The sequence below is a fragment of the Bacteroides sp. HF-4919 genome (assembly GCF_018860125.1).
Window position 1 is genome coordinate 90,277 of record NZ_JAHKNF010000016.1, and the last position, 24,143, is coordinate 114,419.

The following is a 24,143-nucleotide window of genomic DNA, read 5'->3' on the forward strand; positions in this document are numbered from 1 at the left end:
GATATGGTGATACTTCAGAAAATTAATGCCAAAGGCAAACAAAAATATATTAAAGCATTAAGTGATGACGAAATGAAGAATATTTTTGGAGGTTATAGTTATCCTATAGATGCTGATTCTTGTAATACTGGGGGCGGCTCTCAGTCTTGTGGTGGAACGTGTCCTTCCTATTCCTACTATGATGGTATAGGAATGAGAACTCTAGAACGTACTTGTGTTAATCTGGGATATGTAGATGGACAGCCCAGAAGTTGTATTTGTGTCGTTTTAGATGAATATGATCGGTGATCAATAAATTTGTTTTGTAACTATTTGTGTTTTTTATGAAGGCTGAATTGTGTTTTGACTTGTCAAATCTTGCCAATTATCAGATATTGCAAGATGTTTTTAGATCTGACATTGGATTATTTTCTGGTAAAACAGGTAGTCTTATTTTTTTCTTTCATTATTCTGCATATACAAGAAGTCGTCTTTATGAAAGATATGCAGAAAAGTTACTTAATGAGATTTGTGAAAACATAACAACAGATCTGAAATTTCATTTTTCGAATGGGCTTTGTGGTATAGGATGGGTTATTGAATATTTGATAACACAGCATTATGTAGAAGGTAATTCGGATATAGTTTTATCCGATATTGACCACTTAACCATGCAGTATGATCCGGTTTATATTACAGATTATTCATTAGAAAATGGTTTGGAAGGAGTTGTTTATTATGTAATGTCTCGATTGTGTTCTAAAAGGACTAATAAGGACTATATACCTTTTGGACCAGAATACTTGGAGAGGTTACGTTCAGCCTGTTTAATGATTCCTGTTGAGAATAGGACGGAAATTGTATGTTCGTATATTAATTGTGAATTGAATATGCCATATAAAGAGTGTCTTTTGAAGATTTTAAGTATGATAAAAAAAAATCTGGAGAATGAGAGTATAAGTTGGAGCACTGGTCTTAAAATGTTATTAGAATGAAACATCTTTATATTTTTAATAATCTTTCTCGTGGATTGCAATATGGGGTAGGAAGCTACTTGGAGCAGTTGATAAAGAGTCTGGATGACCTTGATCAAATACGTATAACTTGTGTTAATTCCATGTCAACAGAAAAGTCTATTCGTATACTAGAAATAGACAAAATCAGATATATACGAATTCCAATCCAACCGTCTGCTACGTTGGAACAGTTAGAACGCTATGATGAAGCGATTATTTATATTTTAGCCTCTTATATTGATGAAAATGAAAAAAACATGTTTCTGCTTAATTTTTGGCTTAATAGTAATGTCTTTTCCTTATTGAAAGAGTTGTATCCGTCTGCATCGATATATTTAGTTATACATTATTTCAAGTGGTGTTTTGCCCTTCAAGGAGACGAAGAAAAATTTCAGCAAATTTTGATAAAAAAAGCGAAAGAAGAACAGGAATAGAACATTCTTTGGCACGTTGTTATCAGGAAGAAAAACGAATTTTAAATTTATCAGATAAGGTTATCTGCTTATGCTATTATACTCAAAGGTTACTTCAAAACTTGTATCATATTACTGTAAAGAAAATAGTCTTAATACATAATGGTTTGGTTGACGCTTTTGAAAAGGAAAGATGTTCTAAAAAGAAACTCTTTTTAAACCATGGAGAAAAGATAATTCTTTTTGTAGGACGTTTGGATTTTGTTAAAGGATTAGATATTCTTATTAAGGCTATTGAGGGTGTTTTACCATTAGAGTCTGATATACGTCTTCTTGTAGTTGGGGATGGAAATTTTGAGTATTATATCAATCAGGGTTCTGATATATCCGCTAAAATAACTTATGTTGGTAAAATCAGTAAAGAGCGCTTGTATAGCTATTATCAGGTTGCGGATATAGGGGTTATACCTTCTTTTCATGAGCAATGTAGTTATGTTGCTATTGAGATGATGATGTTTGGTTTACCTATTATTGGGACTGATTCAACAGGCTTAAATGAAATGATTTTGGATGAATGTAAGCTTTATATCAAGGACAAAGAGCCATTGGTAAACCAGTTGTCTAATCGATTGACTTTTTTGTTGGGCGATGAAAAAGTCCGAAAAAGAATAGGCGTTGCTTATCGGAAAAAATATGAAGAAGAATATTCTTTTGAAAAAATGTGTATGAATTATAAGTCTTTGTTGGATAATAGTAAATGCAATGAATAGAAACATATTAAGTATTTTATTTGATGAACTTCATGTTAAATACACAAAAAAATATTTGAGTGAATTAATTGAGGGACATCCTTATAAATATAATTTATATGGCTTCTCCCAAATTCTCACTATGTATCATGTCGAGAATAAGGGAGTTCAAATATCAAAAGATGATATAGAATTATTAGATGCTCCGTTTATAGCTTATGCGGGACACGATATCGTTGTAGTAAAGAATTTAACAAGGGAGAAAATAGAATATTATTGGCAAAGAAGATGGATACAATCTTCGCTAGAAGCGTTTTGTGAAATATGGGATGGAATTGTATTATTGACAGAAACATCATCTAAATCAATAGAGCCTGATTACAAACAGCATAAATGGCAGGAGTTGGTTTCTAAAATAAAGAAGGGAGCGATAAGTGTGCTTTTGTTCATATTGTTGTTTTTGTGTATGCCTTCTCTTTGGGTAGGGACTACGTACTCTTGGATGTATTTGATTATAAATTTTATGGGTATGGGAGTTTCTTATTTGTTATTGCAGAAACAACTGCATGCCCAAAGTCTGTATGGAGATAAGATATGTACTCTATTTCATCAAAAAGATTGTAATACTGTTTTGGAGTCCGATGCCGCTAATTTTATGGGGCTTTTTAGTTGGAGTGAGATTGGGTTTGGCTATTTCATGTCTAATATAATTGGTATTCTTTTTTCCCCAGAATTAATTTTTTATATGGTTTGGGTCAATATTTTAGCTTTACCTTATACTATTTGGAGTGTTTGGTATCAATCCAACATAGCACGCCAATGGTGTGTGCTGTGTTTGATCGTGCAATGTTTGTTATGGTGTTTGTTTTTTGTTGATTTGGGATTCCATATGATAGCGATACCGGTTTGGAACTGGAGAAGTTTATTGCTTGTTATGTGTATGTATTTATTTTCAATTCTATTAATGAATCAAATAGTACAAGTATTAACTAAGTTGAGGCAATATCGTATGGCCGCCTATGAATTGGCTAGTATTAAAGTGGTGGAAGAGGTTTTTGTTTCTTTGCTCAAAAAAGAACCTCATTACTATATTGACAGAACAGTTTCTAAAATGATATTGGGAAATTCAGATGCATCATTATGCGTTACGGTATTAACCAATCCACATTGCGAGCCATGCGGTAAGATGCATCGTAAAATAGAGAATTTATTGATGGATGTTGGTGATAGAATGTGTGTACAGTACATATTCTCTGCTTTTAATGATGAACTCTTGATTAGTAATCAGTTCTTAATTGCAGTATATTTGCAATATGGTGAGGAAAAGGGCAGGAGGATTTATGAAGAGTGGTTTACTAGAGGAAAATATACGGCAAAAGATTATATAAAGAAATTCAATCTGGATATAAATAGTGCTGACGTTTTAAGTGAATTGGAGCATCATCAAAGATGGAAAATTGGTAATCACTTATCAGCGACACCTACAATATTAGTAAATGGATATAAATTGCCCAAAAGATATCAAATAGAAGATTTGGTTTATTTGGCTAATTCCAAACTTGCAGAATTGTTATTAAGATAGTTACCTTTTGATAATAAGGATATGAAACATGCGCTTTTGCTTTTATGCGATTTAAAAATAGAAGACTTAAATCGCTGGATCACTTTTGTGACTGGTCATAATTTCTTTATATATATTCATTTGGATATTTCTTTAAAAAGACAGAAAAATAAGATCTTACATTCGGAACAAGTGTTGGGTGTATATAGTATGTTTAATGTTCATTCTAGAAAAACGGGAAGACTCGATGCTATACTTTATTTGTTGAATATGGCTTCTACTCATAATTCTTATGATTATATACATATACTTGATGCGAAAGATTTTCCTTTGAAAGGTTTGGAGGAGTTGAATCAGTTCTGTTGTACATGTTCAGAACGTGAATTTATGGAGGTTAGACCACTGTCTAAACTAAATTATCCTTTGTATTATGAGGGAAAATATCAGATGTCAATTACTGGGAAATATGCTGATTTTCTTATTAATAGTTGTAGCTTGGGCTATTCTTTATATAGCCAAATAACTCATTTCCCTTATCCGGAGACAATTTTCTTACCTACATTCATAATGAGGTCTTCATATAGTTCAAAAGTAGGAAATATTACTTTATTGTTTGAGGAAAATGATGGAAAAGACTGGTGGAAGATAGCCACTTCTTCAGCTTTCTTTTTATGTGGGGTCAATGATGTGAATACAGATACATTATGGCAACAAATTCAATATTATCTTTTAGTTAAACCTTCTTTGCCCATATCTCCTTCGGGATGTTGGCAAACCTCAGGATTTTATGGGCATCATTATGATGCTGGCTTAGGAAATGCTTTGCTTGATATTTTTCGATTACTTAATATTGATTCGATCGGAGATTTTGGTTGTGGTCCGGGATGGTATACCGCTTTATTGTATCGTAATGGATATGCTGCTGATGGTTATGATGGTAATCCTTATGTTGAGGAAATGTCTGCACTTTTTTTTGAAGACGGTTCTTATTGTCAATGTGTGGACCTTTCAGAGGAGGTGAAGACTGAAGAACCGTTTGATGCGGTATTGAGTTTGGAAGTAGGTGAACATATTCCGGCAGATAGAGAAGATGTTTTCTTTTTGAATTTAATTCGTAATGCCCGGAAATATATTGCTTTGAGTTGGGCGGTTGAAGGACAATGTGGAAATGGGCATGTAAATTGTAGGTCTAATTATTATATAATATCTCGAATGGAAAAACATGGTTTTTATGAGAATAGAATAGTAAGCCAATATCTTAGGAGTCATGCAACGTATTGGTGGTTCAAAAATACAATTATGTTTTTTGAAAAGCAGAATATGGTATGATAGATGACTGTAAATTAGTAAGAATAACTGCCATTGTGCCCGTTTATAATGCAGAGAGGTATTTGCATCAGTGTTTAGATTCATTATTGAGACAAACAATGCCTTTTTTTGAGGCGATATTGATCAATGATGGATCTACTGATAATTCTGCGAGTATACTTTGTGACTATTGTCGTTTGGATAGTCGTTTCACATTAATTACACAAAATAATTCAGGGCTATCTATGGCGCGTAATGTTGGGTTGGAAAAAGCTGCTGGAGATTATATAGCATTCTTGGATAGTGATGACTGGCTTTCACCCGATGCTTTTGAACTGTTGTTAAAGACAGCGGACTCTTGTGATGTGGATATTATCGTTGGTAATGTTCTTACTGTCTCTCAAAAAGGTGATAATGTAACTTGTTGGTCATTTAAACGCAATTCCGATATTTTTCCGATAAATGTACCAATATCCGGAAGAAGGTATTACTTGACAGTAGAACGAGAACATAGCTATACAGTTATGGTGTATAGTTATTTGTACCGGAAATCTTTTCTTGATAAGCATAATTTCCGTTTTTTATCAATCATTCATGAAGATGAATTGTGGACTCCATTAGTATTGGTAACTGCTAAAACTGTTGCTGTTTCACCTGCTGATTTTTATTATTATAGACTCAGAGATGATTCCTTGACAAGTCTGTGTGATTCTTCTTGTAGAAGAGATTCATTATTAATAGTTGTTGATAATTTGTGGAGATTTGCTTTGGATTTGTCTGGTGGTAATTACTTGTATGAAGTGAGAGAATTGTTGTTGTTAAAAGCCATGTTTTTATTTTATACAGTCTGTTTATTACCATCGAAAGAGACTAATGATAAGTTTGATAAGGTGAGGCAATTTATACCTTTTGCTATGGCTTTCAATCACTATTCTTTTTCTGCGAATTATTATATGTCATGTATTTTGAAAGAGATGCGGATTTTTTATAAATCATTGTTTTCTGAGTCTCCTTATTGCTTTTTAGAAGGACAAATGGGTAATATACTATTTTTATATCGCTTTTCTCGTTATACTAATAAGAATTGTTATGAAAAATATGCAGATTATTTATTAAATGGATTGATGGAAGAATTATTGTCTATAGAATATCCTTTGGAGTTTTCGAATGGCTTATTAGGGATTGGTTGGGGAGTTGAATATTTAATCAGGCATGGTTATGCAGAAGGAAATGCAAATGAGATATTGGCAGATATTGATAGGCGTGTAATTGGAGAAATACATATATCCAAAATGACAGATATTAGTGTCGAACATGGGGTGACCGGATTGGGATATTATATATTGGCACGTATAATAGATAAAGATGAAAATATTCCTATCATTTCTGAACTACGTGAGTATCTTATTTATTATATTGATTGGCTTGATATTCTTCTTAGAGAGATTAAAGGGATTTATGTAGAGGCTTTAGTGTTGATACAGGAGTTTTATAAGGCCGGTATTTATAAGAGCAAAACAAAATCGATTTTAGTGCAAGCTGAATATTATGATAAAATACGCTTCTGAAGTAGTTATATTTATATTGGTAAGGATTGATAGCCCTGAAAGGGCACGTAATCTAGATTTAACTTTAAGTCATCTTTATGGGACAGGGATACGTATAGAAGTTTGGGAAATTGATGCGGAGCAGAAATATCAATTAAAGCTTTCTTCGGAACGTATCTTTTATCATTTTGTTTTTGATTGTGATCCTGTATTTCATCGTACTTTGTATTGGGATTCATTGTTTAAAAAAAGTAAATATCCAGTAGTAGGAATATGGGATGCTGATATAATAGTTGAGTATTGGCAGATAGAGGAAGCTGTGAGAAGAGTGGTTGAGGGAGATAGTGTGTTGTGTTTACCTTATAATGGAGTTGTAAAAGCATTATCTTCAAAAGCCTCACAAGAATATGCGAGATGTGGTAGAACAGTTCTTTGGACACGGCATCCCAAAGAAGCTATACGCTTAATGGGAAGGCCGTCGACAGGAGGGGCTGTCCTAATGAATCGTATTATCTATTTGAGTTGTGGTGGTGAAAATAAGAACTTTTATGGCTGGGGACCGGAAGATGCGGAAAGAGTGCATCGTGTCGAGATTTTAGGATATTCAGTTTCTTGGGTGAGTGGGGGACCATTATTTCATTTATATCATCCACGAAGTTATAATTCTTGGTATATCAGTGAAGAACAGGGGGTTAAAAATAGAAATGAATTTGTTAGAGTCTGTAATATGTCTCGCCAAGAACTGGAAGAATATATACTATCATGGAAATAGAATAGTGGTAATTGGAAGGATTGGGAAAATTGGTTTGTAAATTGTGGGCTGTTCCGTCAAAGAACTGCTATTTTCTTATTAAAGGGTAAGGTTGTTATTCAGATACAATTGAAATTGGACTATGAATGGAACTTATTAATGTAATCGACTTTATTTATCATACGGCTTTATGTTATTTGCCATTTCCGTGGGTGTATATTTATTCCGTTTCTTTTTTCGCAGTCTGTATAAATGAGTATCTTTGCTGCCTCAATTCCCTTATTTATAGAAAGAAGTGATTTCAGTAGAAGGATTAACAGTAGAATTTAACGCCACACCATTGTTTGAGGACGTTAGTTATGTCATTAATAAAAAAGATCGAATAGCCCTGGTGGGTAAAAACGGTGCCGGGAAATCAACTATGTTGAAGATCTTGGCCGGACTGCAAAGTCCGACACGGGGTGTTATAGCTATTCCGCGTGATGTAACGATCGGCTATCTGCCGCAGGTGATGATTCTCGCCGATAACCATACCGTGATGGAAGAGGCGGAATTGGCATTTGAACATATTTTCGAACTTCAAGCCGATTTGGAGAGGATGAATCAGGAGTTAGCCGACCGCACTGACTATGATTCGGAAGAGTATCATAAACTTATTGACCGTTTTACGCACGAGAACGACCGTTTTCTAATGATGGGAGGGACTAACTTTCATGCAGAGATAGAACGTACCCTCTTAGGATTGGGCTTCAGTCGGGATGACTTTAATCGTCCTACCAGTGAATTTTCCGGTGGATGGCGTATGCGGATCGAGTTGGCAAAACTTTTGCTCCGCAAACCGGATGTACTGCTGCTCGATGAACCTACCAATCATTTGGATATTGAGAGTATCCAATGGCTGGAGAATTTTTTATCTACCCGTGCCAATGCAGTAGTACTGGTCAGCCACGACCGGGCTTTCCTGAATAATGTAACTACCCGTACCATCGAAATAACCTGCGGACAGATATATGATTACAAGGTGAAGTACGATGAGTTTATTGTTCTGCGTCAGGAGCGTCGTGAACAGCAGCTGCGCGCTTACGAGAATCAGCAGAAGCAGATTGAAGATACAGAGGCTTTCATTGAGCGTTTCCGATATAAAGCAACTAAGGCCGTACAGGTTCAGAGTCGTATGAAGCAGCTGGAAAAGATAGAGCGGATCGAAGTGGACGAAGTGGATAACTCAGCGTTGAGGCTTAAGTTTGTCTGCTCCAGCCGTAGTGGCAACTATCCTGTGATCTGCGAAGATGTGAAAAAAACTTACGGATCGCATGTTGTCTTCCATGATGTCAATCTGACCATCAATCGTGGCGAGAAGGTTGCTTTTGTGGGAAAGAACGGTGAAGGTAAGTCTACCCTTGTGAAATGTATCATGAGCGAGATTGATTATGAAGGCAAGCTTACCTTGGGACATAATGTACAGATAGGTTATTTTGCGCAGAATCAGGCACAGATGCTTGACGAGAACCTGACTGTTTTCGATACGATCGACCGGGTGGCAGTGGGAGATATCCGTCTCAAAATACGCGATATACTGGGAGCCTTCATGTTTGGTGGTGAAGCCTCGGATAAGAAGGTAAAAGTGCTTTCGGGGGGGGAGCGCACCCGGCTGGCAATGATAAAATTATTGTTGGAACCTGTGAACTTCCTGATACTCGACGAGCCTACCAACCATTTGGATATGCGTTCGAAGGATGTATTGAAAGAGGCCATACGTGAATTTGACGGTACAGTAATTATTGTCAGTCATGACCGTGATTTCTTGGACGGACTTGCGACTAAAGTATATGAGTTCGGTGGTGGTGTAGTGAAAGAGCACTTGGGAGGTATCTATGATTTCCTTCAAAAGAAAAAAATAGAGAACCTGAACGAACTTCAGAAAAACAATCCTTTGTCTGCCTCACCTACAGGCGGTAAGAAAGAGGAAGGAGCTGAAGAGGGGCTATCCGAAAATAAACTGTCCTACGAAGCACAGAAAGAATTTAATAAGAAGATAAAGAAACTGGAGCGCCAGGTGGCAGACTGTGAAGCTGCCATCGAACAAACAGAATCGGCTATAGCTATCCTTGAAGAGAAGATGGCTACACCCGATGGTGCTTCGGATATGTCACTTTACGAACAACACCAGAAGTTGAAACAACAACTTGACCACACGGTGGAAGAGTGGGAACGTGTTTCAATGGAGCTGGAGGAGATGAATGAAAAATAATAGTTTTTTAAGTGTATGAAAGTAATTAAGTATTTACCAATCCTTGCAATCTGTTGTATGGCAACAGGATGCAACAGTAAGAAAGAGGCCGTACTTACGTCCGGCATTGACCTTGCCAACCTTGACACAACTGCCCTGCCGGGCACCAGTTTCTATCAGTACGCTTGTGGCGGATGGATGAAAAACCATCCTCTGACAGACGAATATTCGCGTTTCGGTTCGTTTGATATGCTTGCCGAGAACAATCGCCGGCAATTGCGCGGGCTGATTGAAGGTTTGGCAGCGGGCAAACACGAAGCGGGCAGCATTGCACAGAAAGTAGGTGAACTTTATAATATTGCTATGGACAGCGTAAAGCTGAATAAGGAAGGCGTTGCTCCCATTAAACCCGAACTGGATAAAATAGGTGCTATCAAAAGTAAAACTGAGATTTATCCGTTGATCGTGGAAATGCAAAAGAATGGTATGTATCCCTATTTTATTTTTTATGTCAGCGCTGATGACATGAATAGCAATGAAAACATGGTACACACCATGCAGGGAGGCCTGGGTATGGGCGAACGGGATTATTATCTGGAGAATGATGCACAGACAAAAGAGATCCGTGATAAATATCAGCAGCATGTAGGTAAGATGTTCCGATTGGCAGGATATGATGAGGCTACTGCCGGAAAAGCAGTGAAAGCTGTAATGAACATTGAAACCCGCCTGGCCCGGTCGGCACGTTCACAAGTAGAATTACGCGATCCGCATGCCAACTATAACAAGAAGACTTTGGAAACATTGCAAAAAGAATATCCCTCTTTCGCATGGGATGTATTTTTCTCGACTGCCGGACTGAATAACTTGAAAGAGATTAATATCGGGCAGCCTGATGCAATGAAAGAAGTGAATGCCATTATCGATACAGTACCGCTTGAGGACCAGATTCTGTACTTGCAGTGGAATCTGATCAATTCGGCCGCCAATTACCTGAGTGATGACTTCGTGGCTCAGAATTTTGACTTCTATGGTCGTACCATGTCGGGTAAGAAAGAAATGCAACCTCGTTGGAAGCGTGCTGTCAGCACAGTTGACAATTCATTGGGCGAAGCTGTCGGACAGATGTATGTGGAGAAGTACTTCCCTGCTGCGGCCAAAGAAAGAATGGTGGCTCTGGTCAAGAATCTGCAAGAATCTCTGGGCGAACGTATCAGGGAACTGAGCTGGATGGGAGAAGAGACTAAAGAAAAGGCCATGGAAAAACTGGCAACTTTCCATGTAAAGATCGGATATCCGGATAAATGGAAAGACTACTCTTCACTTGAGATAAAGGATGATTCGTATTGGGCTAATATTGAGCGCGCCAGTCAGTGGGGCTACAATGAAATGATTGCCAAATATGGTAAGCCGGTAGATAAAGAGGAGTGGCACATGACTCCGCAGACAGTAAATGCATATTACAATCCGACGACGAATGAAATCTGTTTCCCGGCCGGAATACTTCAATATCCTTTCTTTGATATGAATGCAGACGATGCTTTCAATTATGGAGCGATTGGTGTAGTTATCGGACATGAGATGACTCATGGATTTGATGATCAGGGCCGTCAGTATGATAAGGATGGTAACTTGAAAGACTGGTGGACGGCAGAGGATGCCAAGAACTTTGAAGCACGTGCAGCAGTGATGGTTAACTTCTTCGACAGCATTGAAGTAGCTCCCGGGGTTCATGCCAACGGAGAGTTTACTTTGGGTGAAAATATTGCCGATCACGGTGGACTTCAAGTGTCTTACCAGGCATTCAAAAAAGCAACGGCGGCTGCACCTTTGAAAAATGAAAATGGATTTACACCCGAACAACGTTTCTTCCTGTCTTACGCAAATGTGTGGGCTGGCAATATCCGTCCGGAAGAAATCCTGAAACTTACGAAGATTGATCCGCACTCATTAGGCAAATGGCGTGTAGATGGCGCACTACCTCAGATTGGTGCATGGTACGAGGCTTTCAATATTACTGAAAAAGATCCGATGTACTTACCAATGGATAAACGGGTATCTATTTGGTAATAGATTGTTGCAAATAAACTGATAATAAGAAAGGCGCTGACTCATTTAATTGTGAGTCAGCGCTTTTTTATTATTAATTCACACCTTATTTATAACGTGTGATAAACAATATTTTGTAACTTTGCGCACCAAATACTTAATAAGCAAATCAATGTCTGAGTCTAAAAGAATAAAAACCGCACTGGTATCGGTTTATCACAAAGAAGGTTTGGATGAAATCATTACCAAACTGCACGAAGAAGGAGTGGAGTTCTTATCAACGGGAGGAACTCGTCAGTTTATCGAATCACTGGGCTATCCCTGTAAGGCTGTCGAAGATTTGACTTCGTACCCTTCGATTTTGGGTGGCAGAGTGAAGACGCTGCATCCGAAGATTTTCGGAGGTATTCTTTGCCGTCGCGGACTGGAACAAGACATCCAGCAGATTGAAAAATATGAAATTCCTGAAATAGATCTTGTCATTGTAGATCTTTATCCATTTGAGGCTACGGTTGCTTCAGGTGCCGATGAAGCTGCTATTATCGAGAAAATTGATATAGGCGGAATCTCTTTGATTCGTGCCGCTGCTAAAAATTACAACGATGTGATTATTGTTCCTTCTCAGGCCCAGTATAAACCATTGCTCGATATGTTGATGGAGCATGGAGCTACTTCTTCCCTTGAAGAACGCCGCTGGATGGCAAAAGAGGCATTTGCAGTTTCATCACATTATGATTCGGCTATTTTCAATTACTTTGATGCCGAGGAGGGATCTGCTTTCCGTTGTTCTGCAAACAGCCAGAAGGCGCTGCGTTATGGTGAAAATCCGCATCAGAAAGGATATTTCTATGGAAACCTGGACGAAATGTTCGACCAGATTCATGGAAAAGAAATTTCTTACAACAATCTGCTCGACATTAATGCTGCTGTAGACTTGATTGATGAATTTGATGACGTTACATTTGCTATTCTGAAGCATAACAATGCTTGCGGACTGGCTTCCCGCCCGACTGTGCTTGAGGCATGGAAAGATGCTTTGGCCGGTGATCCGGTTTCTGCGTTTGGCGGCGTATTGATCACGAATGCCGTTATTGATAAAGAGACTGCGGAAGAGATTAATAAAATCTTCTTTGAAGTAGTGATTGCTCCTGATTATGATGTAGATGCACTTGAAATTCTTGGGCAGAAAAAGAACCGTATTATTTTGGTTCGTAAAGAAGCCAAATTGCCGAGAAAGCAATTCCGCTCTTTGCTCAATGGTGTACTGGTTCAGGATAGAGACTTGAATATTGAATCAACGGCAGACCTTAAAACGGTAACTGATAAAATTCCTACTCCCGAAGAGGTCGAAGATCTGTTGTTTGCTAATAAGATAGTGAAAAACAGTAAATCGAATGCCATCGTACTGGCAAAAGGTAAACAATTGCTGGCAAGCGGTGTAGGACAGACTTCGCGTGTGGATGCATTGAAGCAGGCTATCGAGAAGGCTAAGTCATTTGGATTTGACCTGCAGGGTGCAGTGATGGCGTCGGATGCTTTCTTCCCTTTCCCCGACTGTGTGGAAATTGCGGATAAAGAAGGTGTGACAGCTGTTATTCAGCCGGGAGGTTCGGTGAAAGACCAGTTGACATTTGACTATTGCAACGAACATGGCATGGCAATGGTGACAACGGGTATCCGCCACTTTAAGCACTAATTAAAAACTTGTTGTATGCCGGACAACCCGTTAGGGCACACTGGCATATCGACGCATTAGAAATTTATTCATTATGGGATTATTCTCTTTTACACAAGAAATAGCAATGGACCTCGGTACGGCCAATACTATCATAATTACCGGTGGTAAGATTGTAGTAGATGAGCCTTCGGTGGTGGCCCTTGACCGTCGGACAGACAAGATGATTGCTGTGGGGGAAAAGGCAAAACTGATGCACGAAAAGACCCACGAGAATATTCGTACCATCCGTCCGCTACGTGACGGAGTGATTGCCGACTTCTATGCTTGCGAGCAGATGATGCGCGGATTAATCAAACAGGTAAATACTCGCAACCGTCTTTTTTCTCCGTCGCTTCGTATGGTGATCGGAGTGCCTTCGGGTAGTACGGAAGTTGAACTTCGTGCTGTTCGTGACTCTGCCGAACATGCCGGTGGACGTGATGTTTATCTGGTATTTGAACCTATGGCCGCAGCTATTGGCATTGGTATCGATGTAGAGGCACCGGAAGGAAATATGATTGTCGATATAGGTGGTGGTTCTACCGAGATTGCCGTAATTTCATTGGGAGGTATTGTTTCGAATAACTCCATTCGCATTGCAGGTGACGATCTGACAGCAGATATTCAGGAATATATGAGCCGCCAACATAACGTTAAAGTCAGTGAACGTATGGCCGAGCGTATTAAAATCAATGTAGGTGCTGCTTTGACTGAACTGGGTGAGGATGCTCCGGAAGATTATATTGTTCACGGACCGAACCGTATTACTGCGCTTCCGATGGAAGTGCCGGTATGTTATCAGGAAGTAGCACACTGCCTTGAGAAATCAATTTCAAAAATTGAAACGGCTATTTTGAGCGCGTTGGAGAATACGCCTCCTGAACTGTATGCTGATATTGTACACAATGGAATCTATCTGGCCGGTGGTGGAGCGCTGCTTCGTGGCTTGGACAAACGTCTGACTGATAAGATTAATATTCCTTTCCACATTGCGGAAGATCCGTTGCATGCAGTGGCTAAAGGTACAGGTGTTGCATTGAAGAATGTAGACCGTTTCTCATTCTTGATGAGATAAATAATTAACTACGAATTACGAGCTATAAGTTACTGGCAGTGCATAAATGTAGCTGCATATACTTGTAGCTCGTAGTTCGTAGCTTGTAACTTATATGTCTTTATGCGGAATTTACTGAACTTTCTCTTGAAATATAATCACTGGTTCCTCTTCATTTTATTGGAGGTGATCAGTTTTGTTTTGTTATTTCGCTTTAATCACTATCAACACAGTGTTTATTTCAGTTCGGCTAATGCGGTTGCCGGCAAAGTGTATGAAGTATCCGGAGGGATTACTTCTTATTTCCATTTAAAATCGGTCAATGAAGATTTGCTGGATCGCATTATGGAACTGGAACAACAGAATCACAATCTGGAGGATGCTCTGGGAAGGCATTTATCAGACTCTACCGAATTAAATAGTATCCGCAATTTACCTAATACGGATTATCAGGTTTTTAAGGCGCGGGTCATCAATAACAGTCTCAATCTGGTAGATAATTACATCACTTTAAATCGTGGATCGAAAGATGGGATCCGCCCGGAAATGGGAGTTGTCGACGGAAACGGAGTCGTTGGTATCGTATACGATACTTCTTCTCATTATTCCCGGGTCATTTCGGTGCTGAACAGCAAGTCCAGTATTAGTTGTAAAATTGTGGGTAGTGAATATTTTGGTTATCTGAAATGGGAGTATGGAGATTCCCGATATGCTTATTTGAAAGATTTACCCCGTCATGCAGAGTTCAACTTAGGGGATACAGTGGTAACCAGTGGTTATTCTACCGTTTTTCCTGAAGGGATCATGATTGGTACTGTAGATGATATGGCCGATTCGAATGACGGGCTCTCTTATTTGTTGAAAGTAAAGCTGGCAACGGATTTTGGTAAAGTGAGTGAAGTGCGTGTGATTGCAAGGACCGGCCAGCATGAACAAAAAGAATTGGAACAAAAGAGTTTGGCGCAATGATTATCAACTATATACATAGAATAGGATGGTTTGTCGGTCTGATCTTGCTTCAGGTACTGATCCTGAATAATGTGCATATTGCCGGTGTGGCTACTCCTTTTTTATATGTCTACTTTATTTTAAAGTTTAATTCCGGTACTTCCCGAAACGAATTGATGTTATGGGGCTTTTGCATAGGTCTTGCCATTGATATCTTTTCTAACACACCGGGTATGAATGCGGCGGCGACAGTGTTACTGGCTTTTCTACGTCCGTTGTTTCTCCGTTTGTTTACTCCCCGCGATACTTTGGACAGCATTGTACCTTCGTTGAAAAGTATGGGGATTGCTTCTTTTCTCAAATATCTGGTGGTGAGTGTCTTTGTACATCATCTTATGTTGCTTACTCTTGAGTTCTTCTCATTTACCAGCATACCGTTATTGCTGTTAAGGGTGGTGTCGAGCACCATTTTGACTATAACTTGTATTATGGCTGTTGAAGGAGTGAGGAGATAGATATGGCAAAAGATTATGTGCTGGAGAAACGAAAATATGTGATCGGTGGAGTAGCGCTGGCTATTGTCCTGATCTACTTAGTGCGTTTATTTTCACTCCAGATAGCTACGGATGACTATAAGAAGAATGCCGACAGTAATGCTTTCTTAAATAAAATTCAGTATCCGTCACGTGGGGCGATGTACGATCGGAATGATAAATTGTTGGTGTTTAATCAGCCTGCTTATGATATTACAATGGTTCCAAAGGAAGTTGAGAACCTTGACACACTTGATTTGTGTCAGACGCTGAATATCACCCGTGCGCAGTTCCTGAGAATTATGAGTGATATGAAAGACCGCCGTAGAAATCCGGGATATTCACGTTATACTAATCAGGTATTTATGTCTCAGCTTTCGGCAGAAGAGTGTGGGGTGTTTCAGGAGAAACTATTTAAATTCCGGGGATTCTATATACAGCGTCGCACCATTCGACAATATAGTTATAACTCTGCTGCCCATGTGCTTGGTGATATCGGTGAGGTATCAATGAAAGACATAGAAAATGATGATTACTACATCCGTGGCGACTATATCGGTAAGCAAGGCATTGAAAAATCGTATGAATCTTTTTTGCGCGGTGAAAAGGGAGTGGAAGTATTGCTGCGTGATGCCCATGGGCGCATACAGGGGCATTATATGGATGGGAAGTATGATAAACGTCCGATACCCGGGAAGAATCTGAAACTCGGAATTGACATTGATCTCCAGATGCTGGGAGAGCGTTTATTGAAAAACAAAATCGGTAGTATTGTAGCTATTGAGCCGGAAACGGGGGAAATACTTTGTATGGTTTCCTCGCCTGATTTTGATCCGAGACTGATGATTGGGCGTCAGCGTGGAAAGAATCACCTCATGCTTCAGAGAGATCCGATGAAACCTTTGCTAAACCGTTCGATTATGGGGGTATATCCTCCGGGATCAACGTTTAAGACAGCACAAGCACTGACTTTCTTACAGGAAGGAATTATTCAGACCAATACGCCGGCCTTTCCTTGTGCTCATGGATTCAATTACGGAAGCCTGCATGTAGGTTGCCATGCTCATGGTTCACCGCTGCCATTGATACCGGCCATTGCTACTTCATGTAACTCTTATTTTTGTTGGGGATTGTTCCGGATGTTTGGTGACCGGAAGTATGGCTCCTCGCAAAATGCCATTACTGTTTGGAAAGATCACATGGTTTCTCAAGGTTTTGGTTATAAACTTGGAGTAGACTTGCCGGGGGAGAAGCGCGGATTGATCCCTAATGCTCAGTTTTATGATAAAGCTTATCGTGGACGCTGGAATGGATTGACGGTAATCAGTATTGCCATCGGTCAGGGAGAGATTCTGGCAACTCCGTTGCAGATAGCCAATCTGGGTGCTACTATTGCCAATCGGGGACATTTTATCACTCCGCATATTGTGAAAGAAATACAGGACGAACAGCTTGACAGTATCTATCGGGTGCCCAGAAAGACCTCTATCGACCGAAAACATTATGAAGATGTGGTGACCGGTATGCGGGCTGCGGTTACGGGAGGAACTTGCCGGGTGGCTGGGGCCATTTTGCCGGATGTTGAAGTGTGTGGTAAGACCGGTACGGCGCAGAATCGTGGTCATGACCATTCTGTCTTTATGGGATTTGCTCCGATGAATAATCCCAAGATAGCCATTGCTGTATATGTTGAGAACGGTGGCTTTGGTGCGGTTTACGGAGTACCTATCGGGGCACTGATGATGGAACAATATTTAAAAGGAAAGCTGTCCCCCGAGAACGAGATACGTGCAGAAGAATATAGTAATAGAGTGATTATGTATGGAAACGAGGAGCGTTAGTTTATGGAAAACATTGGATTGGGTAACGATCGGTATTTACCTGCTCCTTATTATCGGCGGATGGTTCAGTGTGTGTGGAGCCAGTTATGATTATGGTGATCGTGACTTTCTGGATTTTTCTACCCGCGCCGGTAAGCAATTTATGTGGATTATCTGTTCATTTGGGCTTGGCTTCATTCTTCTGATGCTTGAAGAACGGATGTACGATATGTTTGCATACCTTGTATATATAGGTCTGATTCTTCTGTTGATAGTGACTATCTTTATCGCACCTGATACAAAAGGCTCCCGTTCCTGGTTAATATTAGGTCCGGTCAGTCTCCAGCCGGCGGAATTCGCAAAGTTTGCAACGGCTTTGGCATTGGCGAAGTTTATGAATGCCTATTCTTTTAATATAAAGAAGTGGAAATGCTTTTTGCCTTTGGTTGCTTTTATTCTGTTGCCGATGTTGCTGATCGTGTTGCAGAAAGAAACCGGTTCGGCATTGGTCTATCTTGCTTTTTTCTTGATGCTGTATCGCGAAGGTATGCCCGGGGTTGTTTTGTTTTCAGGGGTATGTGCAGTAGTATATTTTGTGGTAGGTATTCGTTTTGATCAGGTGTTTATTGCCGACACACCTACACCGATCGGAGAATTTGCTGTTTTGATGATGATACTTTTGTTTGCAGGTTCTATGGTTTGGGTGTATAGAAAGAAATGGGAGCCTGTGCGGAATATTATAGGTGGTAGTTTGCTTGCATTGTCGATTGCCTATCTTGTTTCTGAGTATCTTGTTCCTTTTAATCTGGTTTGGGTAGAGTGGGGACTTTGTGTGGTGGTTATCTGCTATCTGCTTTACTTGTCTCTGAGCGAGCGACAACGTGCTTATCTCCTGATAGCATTGTTTGCTTTGGGATCTATTGGTTTTCTCTACTCAAGCGATTATGTTTTCGACAATATCCTTGAACCTCATCAGCAGATTCGTATAAAGGTAGTGTTGGGAATGGAAGAGGATCTGGCTGGTGCCGGTTATAATGTTAACCAGTCTAAGATAGCGATTGGTTCTGGAGGATTGACCGGCAAAGGCTTTCTGAACGGTACGCAAACGAAGTTGAAATATGTGCCTGAGCAAGATACAGACTTTATTTTCTGTACTGTAGGCGAAGAACAGGGATTTGTTGGTTCAGCTGCTGTCCTCTTACTTTTCCTGGCATTGATACTGCGTCTTATAGCGGTATCGGAGCGGCAGACCTCAACTTTTGGACGGGTTTATGGCTATTCGGTCGTGAGTATCTTCCTTTTCCATTTATTTATTAATGTCGGAATGGTGCTTGGTCTGACTCCTGTGATTGGTATTCCGTTACCTTTCTTTAGTTATGGGGGGTCGTCTTTATGGGGATTTACTATTCTGCTTTTTATTTTTCTGCGTATTGATGCAGGACGTAGCAGGAGGTTATAAGTGCTCGATTTTCAGTCCCACATCAATGATTCCGGTTATTTGTTCATCTTTCATTCCGTGTACAACTTTAAAAGTATAGTTACCGGGATGCTTGATGGAGCAGTCTTTTAAGGGAAGAGCCGATTGGTAAAGACTTCCCCAGCCGGTTCCTTTCCATTTACCTTCCTGGTCAGTCAGAGTAAACTTCAGAGTGTCTGTTTTCCATACAGTTGAATCTTCCAGATTGTAACTGATAAGGATGTCCAGATTCTGATAAGGATAATTACTGCTGTTGCGTACACCGGCAGACAATCGCAGATTGATCAGGGAGTCATTCAAAGGGACATTGAAAAAGAGTGTATCACTCTTTTTCCATCCACCTTGAGGGGTGGATTGATATGAGTGATACACAGTGTTATCGTCACATGCAGTCAGTATCCATGTCATGAGAAGCATGCAGATGCTATTCTTGAGCAGGTTTTTCATTTCCCTGGGGTTTCTCGGTGCGTTTAGGTTGTTCGTTGTTACGTGGTCCGCGGGGTTCGCGTGGAGGGCGCTGCTCACGGGGTTCATTCTTACGTGTTTCCCGATTTTCATTATTGCGCGGTTCACGAGCCTCATTATTTTTGCGCGGCTGATTGTTGCTGCGGTTATTGTTTTTGGGGCGTTCTCCTCGTGTGCGTTGTTGCCCTTGTACCGGTTGAGCTCCACTGTTCTCTTTGTTTTCTATAGCCGTCGGCGATGGGTTTTGTGTTTCAGCATTGGCGGCTTGTTGCGGACGGTTGTTATTGTTCTTTTTCTTCTTTTTGCGGTTTCCGTTTCCACCTTCTTCTTTTCCATTTCCATCTTTTCCGTTACGGCGACGGTCACGGTCAAAACGTGTCAGACTTTCTTGTTCCAACAGGTCAATCGGTTTTTTAGGTTCCGGTTTGCGTTCAGCTTCCAATAGACTATCCGGTTTGATGCCCCTTTTGTTCAGTCCTATCACTTCGAATGCCCGTTTCCCGCTGATAGTGACTAAGTTTGCGGCGAAATTCTTGTCTGTTGAATACGAAATCTGGTTGCTGAGAATATCTGCTTTGAAGAAATAATAGGTTCCGTCTTTAGTTTCCAGTTCGATCTCTCTTGAAGGCAGGCGCTTCTGCGCTTCTACATAGCAATCTACTTCGTAGTTCAGGCAACATTTTAACTTAGCACACTGTCCTGCCAGTTTTTGAGGATTGAGTGAAATGTCCTGATACCTTGCTGCGCTGGTCGATACAGACACAAAACTTGTCATCCAGGTGGCGCAACACAATTCACGTCCGCAAGGACCGATACCTCCGATGCGCCCTGCCTCCTGGCGCGCACCGATCTGTTTCATTTCGATACGTACTCTGAAAGCTTCAGCCAACACTTTAATTAACTGCCGAAAGTCGACGCGTTCGTCAGCGATGTAGTAGAAGATAGCTTTGTTGCCGTCTCCCTGATATTCTACGTCGCCAATTTTCATGTCCAAATTCAGGCTGGCCGCTATCTGACGCGCACGAATCATTGTGGCGTGTTCTTTGGCTTTGGCTTCTTCATATTTCTCCATATCCACAGCTTTGGCTTTGCGGTAGATACGTTTGATTTCAGCATCTTGTTTAAAGTTTGCCTTTTTCATCTGGAGCGGCACTAATCGTCCCGTCAGGGTAACGGTGCCGATGTCATGTCCCGGTGTAGCTTCTACGGCTACGATGTCTCCCTTCTCTAATTTGATCTTGTTGCTGTTTCGGTAGTATCCCTTGCGGGTGTTCTTGAACTGAACCTCTACCATGTCACTCTCCTCCGCATTGCCCGGTATGTCGGCCAGCCAATCGTAGGTATTTAGTTTTTTATCTTGTCGGGAACAGCTCTTACAGCAAAGGCCTCCGCTCCCATTATGCAGTTTAAATTCCATATACTTTATTTTAAAGTTATTGCTTCAACAGTACGATCATCTTCAGTGAGAAGTCGAAAAATACCATTTTAGCGTTTACATTCTGTTCAATATGTTTTTGAGCTTCACTCAGTTCGTCCATGATGCCCATCACGTTTCGTTCGTTTACAAAAGGGGCAAACCGTGTAGCGAAGTTCTGTTCATCTAATGTCATATAAGTCAATTCTTTCCGATGCAGGTTGTAGATGAAATTCTCCCGGATCATCCGTTGGCAGTACTCCAGGAAGTTCTTCTGACGTTCACGTCCCATGCCTGACACTTGTTCGCTCCACAATTTCATTTCCCGGATTTTTCTTTGGTAAGAAAGGCGCATCAGGCTGACAAATAACTCAAAAAACAGTTGATTCTCTTCATTCAGATGAATGGTTTCAAGCGCTTTGATAAAGTTTCCGTTAGCCAGGTGGGCAATCGAAATACTGGTCGCCTGCTGCACTCCATATTTGTTTTGTAAAGCGTCGGCAATGCATTGTTCGTCTATTTTGCGTAGATTGAAACGTTGTGTGCGGCTCAGTATCGTTTGGAGAATTAATTCCGGATTCTCTGATACCAGTAAGAAAATCGTTTTCTGGGGTGGTTCTTCCAGCAGCTTTAATAACTTGTTGGCACAAGCTTGCTGCATCTTTTCGGGAAGCCAAAGAATGGTAATCTTAAATCCTCCTTCGCTGGATTTAAGGCTGAGCTTTTTCATGATCTCATCACTTTCTTTGGTGTAAATCACCGCCTGTGCATTTTCTGCGTTAATTTCATTTAGCCAGTGGTTAATCGTAAAATAGGGATTATTCAGTACCAGTTTTCTCCATTCCACAATGTAATCATCACTTCTTCCGTTTTTTACTACCGGAAAAACGAAGTGAACATCGGGGTGAACCAGCTTATTGAACTTCACACACGACGGACAGACTCCACAAGCGTCTGTCTCACTGCGGTTCGTGCAACTCAGGTAGCGTGCATAGGCTAATGCCAATGGAAACTTGCCCACACCTTCAGGCCCGCAGAAAAGTTGGGCGTGTGGTATGCGTCCTTCGCTGACTTCTTGTATCAGTCGCTGCTTGGCTGCCTCTTGTCCGATGACGTCTCTGAAAAACATAGTTTAATAAATCGCTTTGGCTACTTCTTTAATACTGTCCACTGCTCCGATGGAGTAAAAGTGGATACTGGGTACACCGGCGGCCATCAGCTCTTTACATTGGTTGATACACCATTCGATACCCACTTTGCGGGCTTCCTCGTCTGTTTTGCACTTCAGTGCTTCCTGGGTTAGTTCTTCCGGAAGGTCTACCTTAAATGTTTTCGGAACCATGCTTAGTTGGGATAACTTCTTGAAAGGTTTGATGCCCGGAATAATCGGGATGTGTATTCCTGCCTGGTGTACTCTTTCTACGAAATCAAAGTATTTCTTGTTGTCATAGAACAATTGTGTCACAGCATATTCGGCTCCGGCCTCCACTTTCTTTTTCAGCCAATAGATATCCATGTCGATGTTAGGTGCTTCTTCATGTTTTTCCGGATAACAGGCCACTCCATAAGAGAAAGGAGTATTTGTTACTTTCATCTCCGAACCGTCTACAAAGATACCTTTATTGAAATTATTGATCTGTTCCTGTAACTCTAAAGCATGATGATGTCCGTCTCCTTCGGGGGTAAAAACCGATTCGCGCTTTGCTTTATCTCCACGGAGAACCAACAGATCGGTAATTCCCAGGAATTGTAGGTCGAGCAGTACGTATTCAGTTTCTTCCTGAGTAAAACCACTGCACAGAATGTGAGGTACTACCGTCATATTATACTTGTTCTGGATAGCAGCTGCTACAGCTACGGTTCCCGGACGTCTTCGTAGCCGATTGCGCTGATAAAGCCCATTCCCCAGATCTCTGTATACATATTCACTGCGGTGCGTAGTGATATTGATATACTTGGGGTCAAATTCTCGTAATGTATCTATGGTTTGATACAGCTTCTCAATACCTGTACCTTTCAGAGGAGGAAGTATTTCAAAAGAGAAGGCTGTTTTTTCGTTGCTATGTATTAAGTCAATTACTCTCATTGTTTCTTTATTCGTCGTTGCTCTCCTTATAATAAGGTGCATATTGGGACAAAAATACGAAAAAAAGATGAAATGAAATCGTTGTGGAACCCTAAAAGATTGCTATCTCTTCCGGTTATGAGTCTTTTTTGGCTGTTAACCGATACTTTTAATGAATGAAAGGCAAGATTTACATGGACAGATGCTCCTTTGGGGATATTTTTAAAGTTCGGTTTTGTTGTCCCTTCTGTTGATTTTGCTGGTGTATTTGTTCTTTTATTCTTTATGACAGAAGTCTTAGAGCTACCTTATGACGGTACATCTTGTTTATTTTGAAAGACCTTTGCGCTTGAATTGCGAAAGAATCATAATTAGCTGATTTTGCCCTGGAAAACGATGAAAGAAAGTTTTTGTCTGTTACTATAACTGCTTTCATATGCTTTGGTAGAACATGCCTTGTTTTTTTGGGGGGGAGAGAAATTATGGCAAAATGTGCTTTTAACATTAGTCTTTTATCTTTTCTTTTCGTCCCGTTTCACTCTTTCCCGGTCTCTTTCCTTTTTTCTTTTTGTATCTTTCATCTCCCAGGGCGGACGCTCAATAAGTATAACATCTTATTAGGGTTGTATTATTTCCTAAATATGTAGTCCCTTCCCTGTATTTTTCAATATTTCCTGCTCCTTTTGTCTGTGTGTAATATAATTCATTACATTTGCTTTTTACTATATTAAATCCATATCTCAATATGACCATTCAAGCATTTTCAGCTATAATTCCTGATGTAAGAGATGATAAGAATAAAATATATCAGTCTAACGAAATAGTGTTCATCGCCCTAGTCGCTGTTATCTGCGGTGCTGATACGTGGAACGAAATAGAAACATTCGGAAAAACACATGAATCATATTTCAAGGCTCGTCTTCCGGGCTTGGTTTCTATTCCTTCTCATGATACCTTGAGCCGTTTCTTCTCCATATTGGATATCGATTGGTTTGAAGAATGTTTCAGGTTGTGGGTTGATGACATCTGCCGTAGAATTCCCGGAGT

The 24,143-nt window shown here is 40.2% G+C and carries 21 protein-coding genes; 17 read left to right on the forward strand and 4 right to left on the reverse strand.

Going from position 1 to position 24,143, the window contains the following annotated elements; translation table 11 throughout:
* The first annotated feature begins 3 nt into the window (after positions 1-3).
* The 16 genes from KO473_RS21430 to rodA all read left to right on the forward strand — a co-directional run bounded on the left by KO473_RS21430 (position 4) and on the right by rodA (position 19,134).
* Entirely contained in the window at positions 4-288 is a 285-nt protein-coding gene (locus KO473_RS21430) for a hypothetical protein (RefSeq protein ID WP_005822063.1), read from the forward strand.
* Between the two features lie 35 nt (positions 289-323).
* A complete protein-coding gene (locus tag KO473_RS21435; RefSeq protein ID WP_005822062.1) occupies positions 324-974 on the forward strand; it encodes a lanthionine synthetase LanC family protein in 651 nt (216 codons plus the stop codon).
* Positions 971-1,429 (forward strand): hypothetical protein, encoded by a 459-nt coding sequence (locus tag KO473_RS21440; RefSeq protein ID WP_005822061.1) that lies wholly within the window; start codon positions 971-973, stop codon positions 1,427-1,429. The genes KO473_RS21435 and KO473_RS21440 overlap by 4 nt, the downstream gene beginning before the upstream one ends.
* Positions 1,354-2,178: a glycosyltransferase gene (locus tag KO473_RS21445; protein ID WP_330166116.1), complete on the forward strand. Its 825-nt coding sequence runs from the start codon at positions 1,354-1,356 to the stop codon at positions 2,176-2,178. The genes KO473_RS21440 and KO473_RS21445 overlap by 76 nt, the downstream gene beginning before the upstream one ends.
* Positions 2,171-3,739, forward strand: coding sequence for a vitamin K epoxide reductase family protein (locus KO473_RS21450; protein ID WP_005822059.1), 1,569 nt, complete (start codon positions 2,171-2,173; stop codon positions 3,737-3,739). The genes KO473_RS21445 and KO473_RS21450 overlap by 8 nt, the downstream gene beginning before the upstream one ends.
* A gap of 21 nt (positions 3,740-3,760) precedes the next feature.
* A complete protein-coding gene (locus KO473_RS21455) occupies positions 3,761-5,047 on the forward strand; it encodes a bifunctional 2-polyprenyl-6-hydroxyphenol methylase/3-demethylubiquinol 3-O-methyltransferase UbiG (protein ID WP_032571452.1) in 1,287 nt (428 codons plus the stop codon).
* Positions 5,044-6,594, forward strand: coding sequence for a glycosyltransferase (locus KO473_RS21460; RefSeq protein ID WP_005822055.1), 1,551 nt, complete (start codon positions 5,044-5,046; stop codon positions 6,592-6,594). Before KO473_RS21455 ends, KO473_RS21460 begins: the two co-directional genes overlap by 4 nt.
* Positions 6,575-7,345: a galactosyltransferase-related protein gene (locus KO473_RS21465; RefSeq protein ID WP_005822054.1), complete on the forward strand. Its 771-nt coding sequence runs from the start codon at positions 6,575-6,577 to the stop codon at positions 7,343-7,345. The genes KO473_RS21460 and KO473_RS21465 overlap by 20 nt, the downstream gene beginning before the upstream one ends.
* A 274-nt stretch (positions 7,346-7,619) precedes the next feature.
* On the forward strand, positions 7,620-9,575 hold the full coding sequence (locus KO473_RS21470; RefSeq protein ID WP_005822053.1) for an ABC-F family ATP-binding cassette domain-containing protein: 1,956 nt from the start codon (positions 7,620-7,622) through the stop codon (positions 9,573-9,575).
* A gap of 15 nt (positions 9,576-9,590) precedes the next feature.
* Complete coding sequence (locus KO473_RS21475) at positions 9,591-11,624, forward strand: M13 family metallopeptidase (RefSeq protein WP_005822052.1); 2,034 nt, start codon at positions 9,591-9,593, stop codon at positions 11,622-11,624.
* A 151-nt stretch (positions 11,625-11,775) separates the two neighbouring features.
* Entirely contained in the window at positions 11,776-13,299 is a 1,524-nt protein-coding gene (purH, locus tag KO473_RS21480) for a bifunctional phosphoribosylaminoimidazolecarboxamide formyltransferase/IMP cyclohydrolase (RefSeq protein WP_122130913.1), read from the forward strand.
* A 73-nt stretch (positions 13,300-13,372) separates the two neighbouring features.
* A complete protein-coding gene (locus tag KO473_RS21485; protein WP_005792050.1) occupies positions 13,373-14,395 on the forward strand; it encodes a rod shape-determining protein in 1,023 nt (340 codons plus the stop codon).
* Between the two features lie 102 nt (positions 14,396-14,497).
* Positions 14,498-15,343, forward strand: a complete 846-nt coding sequence (gene mreC / locus KO473_RS21490; protein ID WP_005783073.1) for a rod shape-determining protein MreC — start codon at positions 14,498-14,500, stop codon at positions 15,341-15,343.
* On the forward strand, positions 15,340-15,837 hold the full coding sequence (gene mreD, locus KO473_RS21495) for a rod shape-determining protein MreD (RefSeq protein ID WP_005783076.1): 498 nt from the start codon (positions 15,340-15,342) through the stop codon (positions 15,835-15,837). The genes mreC and mreD overlap by 4 nt, the downstream gene beginning before the upstream one ends.
* 2 nt (positions 15,838-15,839) lie before the next feature.
* Complete coding sequence (mrdA, locus tag KO473_RS21500) at positions 15,840-17,696, forward strand: penicillin-binding protein 2 (RefSeq protein WP_005810930.1); 1,857 nt, start codon at positions 15,840-15,842, stop codon at positions 17,694-17,696.
* Positions 17,677-19,134 carry a rod shape-determining protein RodA gene (rodA, locus tag KO473_RS21505; RefSeq protein ID WP_005810928.1) on the forward strand — a complete coding sequence of 486 codons (1,458 nt, stop codon included), beginning with the start codon at positions 17,677-17,679 and terminating at the stop codon, positions 19,132-19,134. The genes mrdA and rodA overlap by 20 nt, the downstream gene beginning before the upstream one ends.
* Here rodA and gldH read toward each other — a convergent pair.
* From gldH to metF, 4 genes are read right to left on the reverse strand one after another with little or no spacing between them, the layout of a single operon-like run.
* On the reverse strand, positions 19,129-19,599 hold the full coding sequence (gene gldH / locus KO473_RS21510) for a gliding motility lipoprotein GldH (protein WP_005783084.1): 471 nt from the start codon (positions 19,597-19,599) through the stop codon (positions 19,129-19,131). The two genes, rodA and gldH, sit on opposite strands and share 6 nt — an antisense overlap.
* On the reverse strand, positions 19,577-21,034 hold the full coding sequence (gene ricT / locus KO473_RS21515; RefSeq protein ID WP_032541051.1) for a regulatory iron-sulfur-containing complex subunit RicT: 1,458 nt from the start codon (positions 21,032-21,034) through the stop codon (positions 19,577-19,579). The genes gldH and ricT overlap by 23 nt, the downstream gene beginning before the upstream one ends.
* 16 nt (positions 21,035-21,050) lie before the next feature.
* A complete protein-coding gene (locus tag KO473_RS21520; RefSeq protein ID WP_005783087.1) occupies positions 21,051-22,160 on the reverse strand; it encodes a DNA polymerase III subunit delta' in 1,110 nt (369 codons plus the stop codon).
* Positions 22,161-22,163: 3 nt separating this feature from the next.
* The gene (metF, locus tag KO473_RS21525) at positions 22,164-23,117 is read right to left on the reverse strand and encodes a methylenetetrahydrofolate reductase [NAD(P)H] (RefSeq protein ID WP_216035179.1); all 954 of its coding nucleotides are present in this window, start codon (positions 23,115-23,117) and stop codon (positions 22,164-22,166) included.
* Between the two features lie 724 nt (positions 23,118-23,841).
* Here metF and KO473_RS21530 point away from each other — a divergent pair.
* A partial coding sequence (locus KO473_RS21530; RefSeq protein ID WP_216035099.1) for a transposase family protein occupies positions 23,842-24,143 on the forward strand: 302 nt, incomplete at its 3' end.